A 14,100-nucleotide genomic window follows, 5' to 3' on the forward strand; every position below is an offset into this window, starting at 1 on the left:
TGAGGACGAGAGTACGGCACGCGGAGCCGCGCCCCCATGGGCCGGTGGCCCAAGTGCGGGCGCGGGCGCGGCGGTCGCTTGTGCGGGCGTGGCGGTCGCTCAGTTGCGGCGCTCCTGCTTCTGCTTGCACTCGACGCACAGGGTCGCGCGCGGGAACGCCTGCATGCGCGCCTTCCCGATCGGGTTCCCACAGTTCTCGCAGAGCCCGTACGTGCCCGCGTCCAGGCGCTCCAGGGCCCGCTCGGTCTGGAGCAGCATCTCCCGCGCGTTGGCCGCGAGGGACATCTCGTGCTCGCGGGTGATGTTCTTGGTGCCGGTGTCCGCGTCGTCGTCGCCGGCCCCGTCCCCGGAGTCGCGCATCAGCCCCGCGAGGCCCTCCTCGGCGGCGGCGATCTCGTGCCCGAGCCGCAGCACCTCGGTCTGCAGCTCGGCGCGCGCCTCCTCGGCCTCCTCCGGGGTCCAGGGGTCCTCGCCCGGACGGACGGCCAGCTCACCGGGTTCGGCGGTGCCGCGCGCCTTGGGAACCGCGCCCGGCTTCTTGGTCGCCGTGGCCGTGCCCTGAGTCTTCTTCGCAACCACTGTCGTGGCTCCCGTCTGCTTCGCGGCCTCGGCCGCGTCCTCGGTCGCGGAGGCGACCGTCTTCTTCGCGCCCTTGCGTCCGCCCGCCGGGCCGACGCCGTCCGCCTTCTCCCCCGTCTCCTCGGCGTGCGCACCCGTCTTCCCGGCCCCCGGGTCCTTGCCCTCCGCCTTCGCGGCTGCGGTGGACTTGGCCGCGGTCTTCTTCTTGGCTGCGGCCTTCTTGGCGTCCGCGGCCTCGGCTTCGGCCCCGGCCGCCGCCGGCGTGGCACTCTCCTCGGCCTCAGCCTTCTCCGCAGCCGCCTTCTTGGTCGCGGCCGTCTTCTTGGTCACGCTCTTGGTCGCGCTCTTCGCCGGCGCCGCCTTCTTGGTCGTGGCCTTCTCCGGTGCCGCCTTCGTAGACGTGGCCTTCGTAGGCGTGGTCTTCGCAGTCGTCTGCTTGCGGGTCGTCGTGTGCGACGCGGCGGACGACTTCTTCTTGCCGGTGGGCGTCTCCTTCGGCTCAGGCGTCGTCGACGCCTTCGCCCCGGCCGCGTCCTTCCCGGCACCGCCGGAGGCCGCCGCGCCCGTGGTTCTGCCGGACTCCGACTGCTGATCGGCGGTCTTCTTCGCCACCATGGTCGCGGCCCCTTCACAATTTGTGATCTTGCTCGCGAATCGTGCTGGGACGATAAATCGACTCCAGGCCCGCGGCAACGGGGCGCACCACGGGACCCGCCCCCGCGTGACGGCCTCGTGACCGACCCGCGAGGAACCTGCAAGCGTTGTGCCCAGCTCCCCGCTTGGTAATCCGCCGCTCTCACGGCCACCCCCGGCCCGCCCGGTGACCACCCAGGATCGGACAGCCGGCGTATGGCCATTCGGGTCACCGGACGCACCCGCACCCCGTCCTCCCGGGCCCCCGCGAAAACCGGTCTGCCGCCCCCTCCCGGGCGCCGTACACTGGGCGGAGCGAAAAGCGTGGATGGGGCCGAGTAGCGGCGTACGCAGCCAAGAGCGAACCGGGGACGGTGGAAGCCCGGCGGCGAGCGCGACGCGAAGATCACCCCGGAGCCGCCGGAAGAACACCGCAGCCCGCAAGGCGCGGCCAGTAGACCCGGCATCGCGACCCCAATGAGGGGGCTCACCGGAGCGCACCACGCCCCGGCGGGCCAAGGAGGGTGGTACCGCGGGAGCGCGCCGCACACGGCGCAGCAGCCTCTCGTCCCTCCGACGGAAGAAGGCAGATCCGCCGGAGGAAGACTGATGACGCAGTACCGCCAGGTGCCCGCCCAGGTCGACCTGCCCGCCCTCGAGCACGCGGTGCTCGACTTCTGGGACGAGCAGAAGATCTTCGCCAAGACCCTGGAGCAGTCCGAGGGGCGCCCCGAGTGGGTGTTCTACGAGGGCCCGCCCACGGCCAACGGCATGCCGGGCGCCCACCACATCGAGGCCCGCGTCTTCAAGGACGTGTTCCCCCGGTTCCGTACGATGCGCGGCTACCACGTGGCCCGTAAGGCGGGCTGGGACTGTCACGGCCTCCCGGTGGAGCTGGCGGTCGAGAAGGAGCTCGGCTTCAGCGGCAAGAAGGACATCGAGGCGTACGGCATCGCCGAGTTCAACGCCAAGTGCCGCGAGTCCGTGACCCGGCACACCGACGCCTTCTCCGACCTGACGACCCGCATGGGCTACTGGGTCGACCTCGAAGACGCGTACCGGACGATGAACCCGGAGTACGTCGACTCGGTCTGGTGGTCGCTGAAGGAGATCTTCAACAAGGGCCTGCTGGTCCAGGACCACCGCGTCGCTCCCTGGTGCCCGCGCTGCGGCACCGGTCTGTCGGACCACGAGCTGGCCCAGGGCTACGAGACGGTCGTGGACCCCTCGGTCTATGTCCGTTTGCCGCTCACCTCCGGTCCGCTGGCGGGCCAGGCCGCTCTCCTGATCTGGACGACGACCCCGTGGACCCTGGTGTCCAACACGGCCGTCGCCGCGCACCCCGACGTGACGTACGTCGTCGCCACGAACGGCGAAGAGAAGCTCGTCGTCGCCGAGCCGCTCGTCGAGAAGGCGCTCGGCGAGGGCTGGGAGACGACCGGCGAGTCCTTCACCGGCGCCGAGATGGAGCGCTGGAAGTACCAACGTCCTTTCGAACTCGTAGAGTTCCCGGCCGACGGTGCGGAGGCGCACTACGTCGTCAACGCCGACTACGTGACGACCGAGGACGGCACCGGCCTCGTCCACCAGGCCCCGGCCTTCGGTGACGACGACCTCAAGGTCTGCCGCTCGTACGGCATGCCGGTCGTGAACCCGGTGCTGCCCGACGGCACCTTCTCCCCCGAGGTCCCCCTCGTGGGCGGCGTCTTCTTCAAGAAGGCCGACGAACAGCTGACCGAGGACCTTCAGAACCGCGGCCTGCTCTTCAAGCACATCCCGTACGAGCACAGCTACCCGCACTGCTGGCGCTGCCACACGGCGCTGCTCTACTACGCGCAGCCGTCCTGGTACATCCGCACCACGGCCGTCAAGGACCGTCTCCTTCAGGAGAACGAGAAGACCAACTGGTTCCCGGAGACCGTCAAGAACGGCCGCTTCGGCGACTGGCTGCAGAACAACATCGACTGGGCGCTGTCCCGCAACCGCTACTGGGGCACCCCGCTGCCGATCTGGCGCTGCGAGGAGAACCACCTCACCTGCGTCGGCTCGCGCGAGGAGCTCTCGCGGCTGACCGGCACGGACCAGTCGTCCCTCGACCCGCACCGCCCGTACATCGACGACGTCACGTTCACGTGCACCCATGAGGGCTGTACGCAGACGGCGGTGCGCGTGCCCGAGGTCATCGACGCCTGGTACGACTCGGGTTCCATGCCGTTCGCGCAGTGGGGCTACCCGTACAAGAACAAGGAACTCTTCGAGTCCCGCTACCCGGCGCAGTTCATCTCCGAGGCCATCGACCAGACGCGCGGCTGGTTCTACACGCTGATGGCGATCGGCACGCTGGTCTTCGACAAGTCCTCGTACGAGAACGTGGTCTGCCTCGGCCACATCCTCGCCGAGGACGGCCGCAAGATGTCCAAGCACCTGGGCAACACGCTGGACCCGATCCCGCTGATGGACCGTCACGGCGCCGACGCTGTGCGCTGGTTCATGGCGGCCGGCGGCTCCCCGTGGGCGGCCCGCCGCGTCGGCCACGGCACCATCCAGGAGGTCGTCCGCAAGACGCTCCTCACGTACTGGAACACGGTCGCCTTCCAGGCCCTGTACGCGCGTACGTCGCAGTGGGCGCCCAGCGAGGCGGACCCGGCCCCGGCCGACCGCACGGTGCTCGACCGCTGGCTGCTGTCCGAGCTGCACCAGCTCACGGACGAGGTCACCACGGCCCTCGAGGCGTACGACACCCAGCGCGCCGGCAAGCTGCTCTCGGCGTTCGTCGACGACCTCTCCAACTGGTACGTGCGTCGCTCGCGCCGCCGCTTCTGGCAGGGCGACAAGGCTGCCCTTCGCACCCTGCACGACGTGGTGGTGACGATCACTCAACTGATGGCGCCGCTCACGCCGTTCATCGCGGAGCGCGTGTGGCAGGACCTGGTCGTGCCGGTCACCCCGGACGCCCCGGAGTCGGTGCACCTGTCCTCGTGGCCCGAGGCCGACCGCGCGGCGATCGACCCCGAGCTGTCGACGCAGATGGCGCTGGTCCGCCGGCTCGTGGAGCTCGGTCGCGCCACGCGCGCGGAGTCGGGCGTCAAGACCCGCCAGCCGCTCTCGCGCGCGCTGGTCGCGGCGACGGGCTTCGCCGGCCTCTCCCCCGAGCTCCAGGACCAGATCACGGAGGAGCTGAACGTCTCCTCCCTGGCCTCGCTCTCGGAGGTCGGCGGCAGCCTGGTGGACACCACCGCCAAGGCGAACTTCCGTGCACTCGGCAAGCGGTTCGGCAAGCGCGTCCAGGACGTGGCGAAGGCGGTCGCGAACGCGGACGCGGCGGCGCTGTCCCTGGCCCTGCGCGAGGGCAACGCCTCGGTGGAGGTCGACGGCGAGAAGATCGACCTCGCCCCGGATGAGGTCATCATCACGGAGACGCCGCGCGAGGGCTGGTCCGTGGCCTCGGACTCCGGCGCCACGGTGGCGCTCGACCTCGAACTCACGGAGGAGCTGCGGCAGGCGGGCCTGGCCCGTGACGCGATCCGCCTGATCCAGGAGGCCCGCAAGAACAGCGGCCTGGACGTGGCGGACCGGATCGCCCTGCGCTGGACGTCCACGGACCCGGCGGTGATCTCGGCCCTGACCGAGCACGCGGGCCTGATCGCCGACGAGGTCCTCGCCACGGACTTCGCCCAGTCCGAGGCGGACGACACGTACGGCTCCGCCTTCACGGACGAGGGCCTGAGCCTGACGTTCCACCTCCGCAAGGTCTAGCCGCACCGGGGTTGCACCCCGGGGGCTCCGCCCCCGGACCCCCTTGCCCTCAATCGCCGGGCGGGCTTGATAAATCAAGCCCCTGCGGCGATTGAGCAGCGGGGTCCGGGGCAGAGCCCCGAGGCCGGAGGAACGGCCGACCGTCACGATCCACGCCCCAAGGGCCGCCTCGCCAGAAACGTTTCTGTCGAGACGGCCCTTCGGCGTTTCGTACCCCCTACGCACACCAGAACGCCGACCGGAACGCACACCCCCACCGACCAGCAAAAAGGCCTTGGCCCGGATCGCAGAAACGATCCGGGCCAAGGCCTGAATGAATGCCGACGCCTAGCTACTACCTGGCGCTACAAGCAAACGCGCCGCTCAGTTGTCGTCCTCGTCGATGAGGAACCCACGCATCGGCGAGGGCGCCTGCCCCATCGGCGACGGGCCCTGGGGCCGCACCGGAGCCATCGGCTGCGTCATCGCGGGCGACATCTGCTGCTGGCCGCCGCCGTACGACGGACCGCCGTTCTGCTGGTTGCCACCGCCCATCGACTGGTTGCCACCACCGTAGGACGGCGCACCCGCACCGGCCGGAGCCATGGAAGGCGCCGGGGACGGCGGCAGGCTCGCGGTCGCCGGCGTACGCGGCGGAGCCAGCGAGTCGTCGGCCTGGGTCTCCAGCTGGCGCAGCTGCGACTCCAGGTACGACTTCAGACGCGTGCGGTACTCGCGCTCGAAGCCGCGCAGGTCCTCGACCTTGCGCTCCAGCGTGGCGCGGGCGGACTCCAGGGAGCCCATCGCTACGCGGTGCTTCTCCTGCGCGTCCCGCTCCAGGGCATCGGCCTTGGCACGGGCGTCACGCTCAAGACCCTCGGCACGGCTGCGCGCCTCGCCGACGATCTTGTTCGCCTCGGAGCGGGCCTCGGCGATCGCCTGGTCGGCGGTCTGCTGGGCCAGCGAGAGGACACGGGCGGCGCTGTCGCCACCGGGGCCCTGACCGGGCTGCGGCAGCTGCGGGCCACCGTGGCCGCCCATGGGACCGCCCATCGGGCCGCCCAGCTGCGGCTGCTGGCCCATCGGCCCCTGACCCATCGGGCCGGGACCCTGCGGGCCACCCTGCGGACCGTGTCCACCAGGACCGGCCGGCAGCTGCGGGGCACCGCTCGGCAGCTGGGGCGGGCCGCCCATGGGGCCGCCCATCTGCTGCTGCGGCGGGCCCGATATACCAGCGGGCACCGGGGCGCCCGGGCCTCGCATGCCCTGCGGGGGACCCTGCTGCTGGTCCTGCGGACCACCCTCGGGTCCACCGGGACCGCCAGGTCCACCGGGGCCACCAGGACCGCCGGGACCCTTGCGCATCCCGCCCTGCTGCTGGTTCTGCGCAGCGGCGCGGGTGGCTGCGGCTAGTTTCGCCCGCAGGTCTTCGTTTTCTCGGAGAAGACGGGTCAGTTCGGCTTCGACCTCATCGAGGAAGGCATCGACCTCGTCCTCGTCATAGCCTTCTCGGAGGCGGACGGTCGTGAACTGCTTGTTCCGCACGTCCTCGGGGGTCAACGGCATCTCTTCACCTCAACGTTGTCGTCGGCATTCGGCAAGACCGTAGTTGACATCGTGCTCACAGCCGGCTCACGACGGAGATCAGGATGTAGACGATGATCATCAGTACGAAGAAGGACAGGTCGAGCGCCACGCCCCCGAGACGCAGCGGCGGAATGACCCGCCGCAGAAGCTTGAGCGGCGGATCAGTGACAGTGTAGGTGGCCTCCAGAACGACCACCATCGCCTTGCCGGGTTGCCACGAGCGGGCGAACTGGAAGACGTAGTCCATGACCAGCCGGAAGATCAGCACGATGAGGAAACACATCAGCGCGATGTAGACCACATCAAAAACCACGCCCATGTCGGCGGTTCCCTCTCCCCTGTTACTCGTGCCTTGTGACTAGTTGGTAGCTAGCCGTCGTACTTTGCTGCGTCTCAGCTCTGGTTGAAGAACCCGCCCTCTGCGATACGGGCCTTGTCCTCCGCCGTGACATCGACGTTAGCAGGCGACAACAGGAACACCTTCTGTGTCACTCGCTCGATGCTCCCGTGAAGACCGAACACAAGACCGGCGGCAAAGTCGACAAGTCGCTTCGCATCGGTGTCGTCCATCTCCGTCAGATTCATGATCACCGGAGTGCCCTCACGGAAGTGTTCCCCGATGGTACGGGCCTCGTTGTAGGTCCGGGGGTGCAATGTGGTGATGCGGTAGGGCTCCCGCTCGGACACGACCTTGGGCATGATCACCGGTGCGTTCTTCTCCAGGCTCTGACGTTCAGGTGTGATGGATGCCACGGGGGCGATTCGTGCGGGACGTCCGGATTCAGCGGCAAGCGAAGCAGGTTGGCGCACCGGTTCACGCTGCGCCGGGGGCTGCACCACTCTGACCGATTCCTCCACATCCGTCGCGGCATGGGAGTTGTGTGACTGATGCGACGGCTCGTGCCGTCGACGGTCACGCTCGGGCTCCGGGTCGAGTTCGGGCTCGAAGTCGTCATCGGGGTCGAATCCCCGGCCGTCGTACCCATCGTCCTCCACGAGGCCGAGGTAGACCGCCATCTTGCGCATCGCGCCGGCCATTCTCTGAGTCCTCCGCTCTGTGGTGGATCGGCTGACGTCAACCAAAGTGCCCGCGATCCACGTGGCCTCCCCGCCCATCAGCGAGAATGACCATATTTTCTGCTGTGGTCCGACTTCTTCGCGACGTTACCCGAGCCGGGGTCGGACACCGAGGACCGCCGTACCGACGCGCACATGTGTCGCTCCGGCCGCCACAGCCTGCTCGAGGTCCGAACTCATCCCTGCCGAGACCATGTTCGCAGCCGGATGGGCCGCGCGCACGGCAGTCGACAAATCCATGAGCCGCTCGAACGCCGCCTGTTGCCGCCCCGCGTAGGCCCCGGTGAGCGGCGCGACGGTCATCAGTCCGTCGAGCCGCAACCCCGGAGCCTCGGCCACGCGCGCGGCCAACTCCTCCACTCCGCCGGGGCCGATGCCCCCGCGCTCCCCCCGGCCGTCCGCGCCGGCGTCGAGCGCGACCTGGATCAGACAACCCAGTTCACGCTCGGCCCGCACGGCCTCCTTGGAGAGCGCCGTGACGAGCTTGCCCCGGTCGACGGACTGCACCAGACCGGCGTAACTCGCCACGGAACGGACCTTGTTGGTCTGAAGCTGACCGACAAAGTGCCAAGTAAGCGGCAGATCCGAGCATTCCGCGGCCTTGGGCGCCGCGTCCTGGTCCCGGTTCTCCGCCACGTGCCGCACCCCGAGCCCGGACAGGATCCGTACATCGCTCGCGGGGTAGGTCTTGGTGACCACGATGAGGGTCACGTCGTCCCGCTTGCGCCCGGCCGCCGCACAGGCCGTGGTGATACGTTCCTCCACCGTGGCCAGGTTCGCGGCGAGCTCTGCCGTACGTTCCTGAAGGTTCGTCATGTCGTCTCAGTCCAGCCAGACATAGCCGGCGAGTCGGCCGGTGGCCTTGTCGCGGCGGTACGAGAAGTGATCGTGCGACTCAAGTGTGCACACCGGCGACCGCTCCCGGTCACGCACCCCGAGCCGCTCCAGCTGGGCATGCACACCCGCGGTCACATCGACGGCCGGGGTGCCCCAGCTGGTCTCGGCGTACGCCGCCGGTTCCACCGCCGCGACCTCGGCCCGCATCTCGGCCGGCACCTCGTAACAGCGCCCGCAGACCGCGGGTCCCGTACGGGCGATGATCCGGGCCGGCTCGGCGCCCCGCTCCACCATCGCCCGGACCGCAGCCGGCACCACCCCGGCGACCATGCCGGGGCGTCCCGCGTGCGCGGCGGCTACGACCCCGGCGACCGGGTCGGCGAGAAGAACGGGGGTGCAGTCCGCCGTCAGCACGGCGAGCGCGAGTCCGCGCCGCGTGGTGACGAGGGCGTCGACGCACGGAATGTCGGCTTCGGTGGGCCAGGGCCCGTCTACCACCGTCACGTCGGGGCCGTGCACCTGGTTCATCCACACGACACGGGAGGCCTCGAGACCGAGGGCCTCCGCGGCCAGCTCCCGGTTGCGCAGCACGGCTTCGGAGTCGTCGCCGACCGCGCCGCCGAGATTGAGCTCCTCGTACGGAGCGGCGCTCACCCCGCCCCACCGGTCGGTGAAGGCGAAGTGCGCGCCACTCTCGGAAGACACTGTGTGATGTTGTCCTGTCACTGCGGTGATCCGACCTGCTCCACGATCACGTTCAGAAACACGTGATCACTTGAGGAAGTCCGGCACGTCGAGCTCCTCGGCCTGGCTGTCCGGGTAGGACGGCCGCGGAACCTGCGGGGCGGTGGCCGGGGCCGCCGGGGCCTCGTTCACCGGGGCGGGCGCCTCGGCCGGCGGGGTCGGCGGCTGCGGCTGGGACTCCTCGCGCTGGGTGACGCTGCCGAGGTTGCCGAAGGCCGGACGCGCGGGCTCGGGGGCCGGCGTCGAAGGCCGCGGCGGCGCCGCCGACTCCTCACGCTTCGCGGTCGACGAACCGACCACATTGTCCCGCTTGTTCGGCGGCTGTCCGCCGTCGAAGCCGGCGGCGATGACGGTGACCCGCACCTCGTCGCCGAGCGCGTCGTCGATGACGGCGCCGAAGATGATGTTCGCCTCGGGGTGGGCCGCCTCGCTGACCAGCTGCGCGGCCTCGTTGATCTCGAAGAGACCGAGGTCCGAGCCGCCGGAGATGGAGAGCAGTACGCCGCGGGCGCCGTCGATGGACGCCTCGAGGAGTGGCGAGGAGATCGCCATCTCGGCCGCCGCCACCGCGCGATCGTCGCCGCGGGCGGAGCCGATGCCCATCAGGGCCGAACCCGCCTCGGACATCACGGACTTCACGTCCGCGAAGTCGAGGTTGATGAGCCCCGGGGTGGTGATGAGGTCGGTGATGCCCTGGACACCGGAGAGCAGGACCTGGTCCGCCGACTTGAAGGCGTCGAGGACGGAGACCTGCCGGTCCGAGATGGACAGGAGCCGGTCGTTCGGAATGACGATGAGGGTGTCGACCTCTTCGCGGAGCTCGGCGATGCCGTCCTCCGCCTGGTTCGCCCGGCGCCGACCCTCGAAGGTGAACGGCCGTGTGACCACACCGATCGTGAGGGCGCCCAGCGAGCGCGCGATGTTGGCCACGACGGGTGCGCCGCCGGTGCCGGTGCCGCCACCTTCACCGGCGGTGACGAAGACCATGTCGGCCCCCTTGAGGACCTCCTCGATCTCCTCGCGGTGGTCCTCGGCCGCCTTGCGTCCGACGCCCGGATTGGCTCCGGCGCCGAGTCCGCGGGTGAGTTCACGGCCGACGTCGAGCTTGACGTCCGCGTCGCTCATCAACAGGGCTTGCGCATCGGTGTTGATGGCGATGAACTCGACGCCCTTGAGACCGACCTCGATCATCCGGTTGATGGCATTGACACCACCGCCGCCGACACCGATGACTTTGATGACTGCGAGGTAGTTCTGCGGTGCTGCCACGTCGAAGGCCTCTCGCCTCGAGTTACGTGTCGCCGCCTCGCGTTCTACGGTGCGACGACTGATGCCGAATTGGGGCGGTCCGGACTACTAGTTGACTACTAGTCGACTGCCGACCCGAACCCTAACGCTGAAGTTTAGGGTTACCAGTGTGTCTGTTTCCTGGACTCTTCCGAACCTGACACTAAGTCGACAAGTGGCGCCCGTTCAACGAACACGCCGAACCTCCCGTTTTTCTTTTCACCCTATGTGATCAGCCATGTCGATGCCCAACCAGGGTGCTGGCCTGCATCAATGTGCGTCAACTCCCGGACGCGGCAGGGGCCGTGGGAACACTCACGTCCAAGTGCCTGCCCTTCGGCTCGGCTTTCATGAGTGCGGTGAGAGTGCGTGCCTTCGTGTCACCCTGCTCGGCACTCCCCCAGTCGACGGTCCGCTCTCCGGTCAGCTCCAGCGAGATGGCGTCGTACGAACGGACCTTGACGGTCCGCGTGTCACGCGCGACCGACTTCGGAAGCTGCCCTGCGACCCGCACCGCTTCCCGTACCAGCCGGTTGGGGCCGAAGCGCCGCAGACTCGCTTCGGCGCGCCCCTGATCCGGCGTCAATTCCAGGCGGGGAACGTGCTTCAGGGGCTTGTCGACCGTCGCGAACCGAACGCCTTCACGGTCCACTTCGACGAACTTGTCTGAATTTCTGCCGTCTTCGACAATCAGGACCGGCTTGCGCTCCGTCACTTTCAACCCGATTCCGTGCGGCCATAAACGGACCACATCAACCGAGTCAATTCGGGGCAATTTCCGGCGCAGCCGGTCCTCAATGGCGTCCGTGTCGACGGAGACCAGCGGGGCGCCGACCGGTACGGCGGCCGCGTCCCGGACCTGAGACGGCGTCAGGACCCGGGTGCCGGAGGGCTTGACGCGCTCCACGCGCAGCCACGGCGAGCCGTACAGCAGCCAGGTGCCGCCCGCGCCGAGCAGCACGAGCAGTACTCCGGCCACGACAAGGGTGCGCACGCTCGGCATGCGCACCCATCCCGCGGCGGGGGGCGGCTCGGACGCCTCCGACGACTCTCGTTCGCGATCGGTCGTGATGGGTCCGGCCACTGTCCCCTGCCCTTACATTCGTCGACTCGCTAACGACGCGAGTTGATCGCCTCGTACACCATCCCGACGAGCAGGTCGTCGGCGTCCCTGCGGCCGAACTCGGCGGCCGCGCGGGACATCTCGTACAGCCGGTGCGGGTCGGCGAGCACGGGCAGGACATTGGCCTGGACCCACTCGGGGGTCAGTTCCGCGTCGTCGACCAGCAGGCCGCCGCCGGCCTTGACCACCGGCTGGGCGTTGAGCCGCTGTTCGCCGTTGCCGATGGGCAGCGGGACGTAGGCGGCCGGGAGTCCGACGGCGGAGAGCTCGGCGACGGTCATCGCGCCCGCGCGGCAGAGCATCATGTCGGCCGCGGCGTACGCGAGGTCCATCCGGTCCACGTACGGTACCGGGATGTAAGGGGGCATCCCCGGCATCTGCTGGACCTGCGGCAGTTCGTTCTTGGGGCCGACCACGTGCAGCACCTGGATGCCGGACCGCTGGAGGAGCGGCGCGACGCGCGTGACGACCTCGTTCAGGTGGCGGGCACCCTGGGAGCCGCCGGAGACGAGCAGCGTCGGCAGGTTCGGGTCGAGGCCGAACGCGGCGCGCGCCTCGGGCCGCTTCTGCGCCCGGTCGAGCAGGGCGATGGTGCGGCGCAGCGGGATGCCGATGTAGCGCGAGTTGCGCAGCTTGCTGTCGGGCGAGGAGACCGCGACCTGCGCCGCGTACCGCGAACCGATCTTGTTGGCCAGGCCGGGCCGCGCGTTGGCCTCGTGCACCACGATCGGCACGCCGAGCCGCTTGGCCGCGAGATAGCCGGGCAGCGCCACGTAGCCGCCGAACCCGACGACCGCGTCCGCCTTGGTGCGCTCCATGACCTGCTCGGCCGCCTTGATGGTGCCGCGCAGCCGGCCGGGAACCGTGATCAGTTCGGGCGTGGGCTTGCGCGGCAGCGGTACGGCGGGGATCAGCGCCAGGTCGTAGCCGCGCTCCGGTACGAGACGGGTCTCAAGGCCGCGTTCCGTGCCCAGGGCCGTGATGCCCACGGTCGGGTCCTGCCTGCGCAGGGCGTCCGCGAGGGCGAGCGCCGGCTCGATGTGGCCGGCGGTCCCCCCACCGGCGAGTACGACATGCACCGAAATTCACCGCTCTCTGGACGGACGCGCCGAGGCGCGCCGTCGCATCGTGTTCCATCTCATCCCCCGGACTCCCGGGCTCCGCCGCATGGCGAGGGCAGCCCGCGCCGCCGGCTCGTCCCGCGCGAACGCGATCAGCAGCCCCACGGCGAACATGGTCGGAAGCAGCGCGGACCCCCCGTACGAGAACAGCGGGAGCGGGACTCCGGCGATCGGCAGCAGGCCGAGCACCGCACCGATGTTGACCACGGCCTGTGCCGTGATCCACGTCGTCACGCCTCCCGCGGCATAGCGAACGAAGGGGTCCTCCGTGCGTCCGGCCACGCGGATACCCGCATAGCCTAGAGCCGCGAACAGGGCGAGCACCGACAGCGTCCCCGCCAGGCCCAGTTCCTCACCGGTGATGGCGAAGATGAAGTCGGTGTGCGCTTCGGGAAGTTGTCCCCATTTTTCCACACTCGCTCCGAGGCCGGAACCGAAGAGTCCGCCGGAGGCCAGGGCGTAGATCCCGTGCAGTCCCTGCCAGCACATGTCGCCGGGCCCTGCATCGGCGCTGCCCAGGCAGGCGAGGCGGGCCATGCGGTTCGGGCTGGTCTTGATGAGGAGCAGGCCGATCATGGCGGCCACCGAGAGCACGCCCACGAAGAGCCGCGTCGGCGCCCCGGCCGTCCACAGCAGGCCGAAAAGGATCGCGGTCAGCAGGATCGCGGTGCCCATGTCGCCGCCGAGCATGATCAGCCCGAGCAGCATGAAGGCCACCGGAACGAGCGGCACCAGCATGTGCTTCCACTGGGTCAGCAGCCGCTTGTCGTGCTTGCGCGCCAGCAGATCGGCGCCCCACAGGATCAGCGCCAGCTTCCCGAACTCGCTGGGCTGCAGCATGAAGGGGCCGCCGAGCGAGATCCAGTTCTGGTTGCCGTTGATCGACACCCCTATCCCCGGCACCTGCACGAGGACCATGAGGAAGACGCTGACGGCGAGGATCGGGTAGGCGAGCGCCCGGTGCAGCTTCACCGGCATCCGCATCGCGACCAGCAGCAGGACGCCGCCGATGACGGCCGCGACGAACTGCTTGCGGAAGAAGTACGAGCTGGACAGGCCCATCTGCAGGGCCGTGATCATCGAGGCCGAGTAGACCATGACCAGGCCGAGGACCGTGAGCAGCAGCGCGGCACCGATGATCAGGTAGTACGCCGTGAGCGGCCGGTCCCAGGCGCGCTTGGCCTGGGCGTACAGGCGGTGCACGGGGTTGACCCGGGCCCGGTAGACCTTGCTGGTCCTCCGCGGCGGTGCGGCGGGGCGCCCGGTCGTGCGGGGAGGACTGCTACCGGCCATGACCGTCCCCCACCGATGAGCCGTACGTCTGCGCTGCCACGTTCCCCTCCCGAAGGGTGCCCGGCGTCACCGGGCGCCCTCTCG

At 69.5% G+C, this 14,100-nt stretch carries 11 protein-coding genes; 1 reads left to right on the top strand and 10 read right to left on the bottom strand.

What is annotated here, in order from left to right; all coding sequences use genetic code 11:
• Positions 1–99: 99 nt before the first annotated feature.
• Complete coding sequence (locus OHA73_RS13775; RefSeq protein ID WP_327655177.1) at positions 100–1,194, bottom strand: TraR/DksA family transcriptional regulator; 1,095 nt, start codon at positions 1,192–1,194, stop codon at positions 100–102.
• 627 nt (positions 1,195–1,821) lie between these two features.
• Between OHA73_RS13775 and ileS the strand changes: the two genes are divergently transcribed.
• Positions 1,822–4,968, top strand: a complete 3,147-nt coding sequence (gene ileS / locus OHA73_RS13780; protein WP_327655178.1) for an isoleucine--tRNA ligase — start codon at positions 1,822–1,824, stop codon at positions 4,966–4,968.
• Positions 4,969–5,331: 363 nt separating this feature from the next.
• On the opposite strand, the gene OHA73_RS13785 is transcribed toward ileS, so the two are convergent.
• From OHA73_RS13785 to ftsW, 9 genes are all read right to left on the bottom strand, one after another.
• Complete coding sequence (locus tag OHA73_RS13785) at positions 5,332–6,513, bottom strand: DivIVA domain-containing protein (RefSeq protein WP_266720588.1); 1,182 nt, start codon at positions 6,511–6,513, stop codon at positions 5,332–5,334.
• 55 nt (positions 6,514–6,568) lie between these two features.
• The gene (locus tag OHA73_RS13790; protein WP_266720586.1) at positions 6,569–6,853 is read right to left on the bottom strand and encodes a YggT family protein; all 285 of its coding nucleotides are present in this window, start codon (positions 6,851–6,853) and stop codon (positions 6,569–6,571) included.
• A 74-nt stretch (positions 6,854–6,927) separates the two neighbouring features.
• The gene (locus OHA73_RS13795) at positions 6,928–7,572 is read right to left on the bottom strand and encodes a cell division protein SepF (RefSeq protein WP_266720584.1); all 645 of its coding nucleotides are present in this window, start codon (positions 7,570–7,572) and stop codon (positions 6,928–6,930) included.
• Between the two features lie 126 nt (positions 7,573–7,698).
• Complete coding sequence (locus OHA73_RS13800; protein ID WP_327655179.1) at positions 7,699–8,427, bottom strand: YggS family pyridoxal phosphate-dependent enzyme; 729 nt, start codon at positions 8,425–8,427, stop codon at positions 7,699–7,701.
• Positions 8,428–8,433: 6 nt separating this feature from the next.
• Positions 8,434–9,174, bottom strand: coding sequence for a peptidoglycan editing factor PgeF (pgeF, locus tag OHA73_RS13805; RefSeq protein WP_443063066.1), 741 nt, complete (start codon positions 9,172–9,174; stop codon positions 8,434–8,436).
• 45 nt (positions 9,175–9,219) lie between these two features.
• Positions 9,220–10,461 (bottom strand): cell division protein FtsZ, encoded by a 1,242-nt coding sequence (gene ftsZ / locus OHA73_RS13810; protein ID WP_327655181.1) that lies wholly within the window; start codon positions 10,459–10,461, stop codon positions 9,220–9,222.
• Positions 10,462–10,759: 298 nt separating this feature from the next.
• Positions 10,760–11,563, bottom strand: a complete 804-nt coding sequence (locus tag OHA73_RS13815) for a cell division protein FtsQ/DivIB (protein WP_327655182.1) — start codon at positions 11,561–11,563, stop codon at positions 10,760–10,762.
• A gap of 29 nt (positions 11,564–11,592) precedes the next feature.
• A complete protein-coding gene (murG, locus tag OHA73_RS13820; RefSeq protein ID WP_266720574.1) occupies positions 11,593–12,681 on the bottom strand; it encodes an undecaprenyldiphospho-muramoylpentapeptide beta-N-acetylglucosaminyltransferase in 1,089 nt (362 codons plus the stop codon).
• Positions 12,682–12,687: 6 nt separating this feature from the next.
• A complete protein-coding gene (ftsW, locus tag OHA73_RS13825) occupies positions 12,688–14,016 on the bottom strand; it encodes a putative lipid II flippase FtsW (protein WP_266720572.1) in 1,329 nt (442 codons plus the stop codon).
• Positions 14,017–14,100 lie beyond the last annotated feature (84 nt).

Source organism: Streptomyces sp. NBC_00483 (genome assembly GCF_036013745.1).
Lineage (GTDB): Bacteria > Actinomycetota > Actinomycetes > Streptomycetales > Streptomycetaceae > Streptomyces.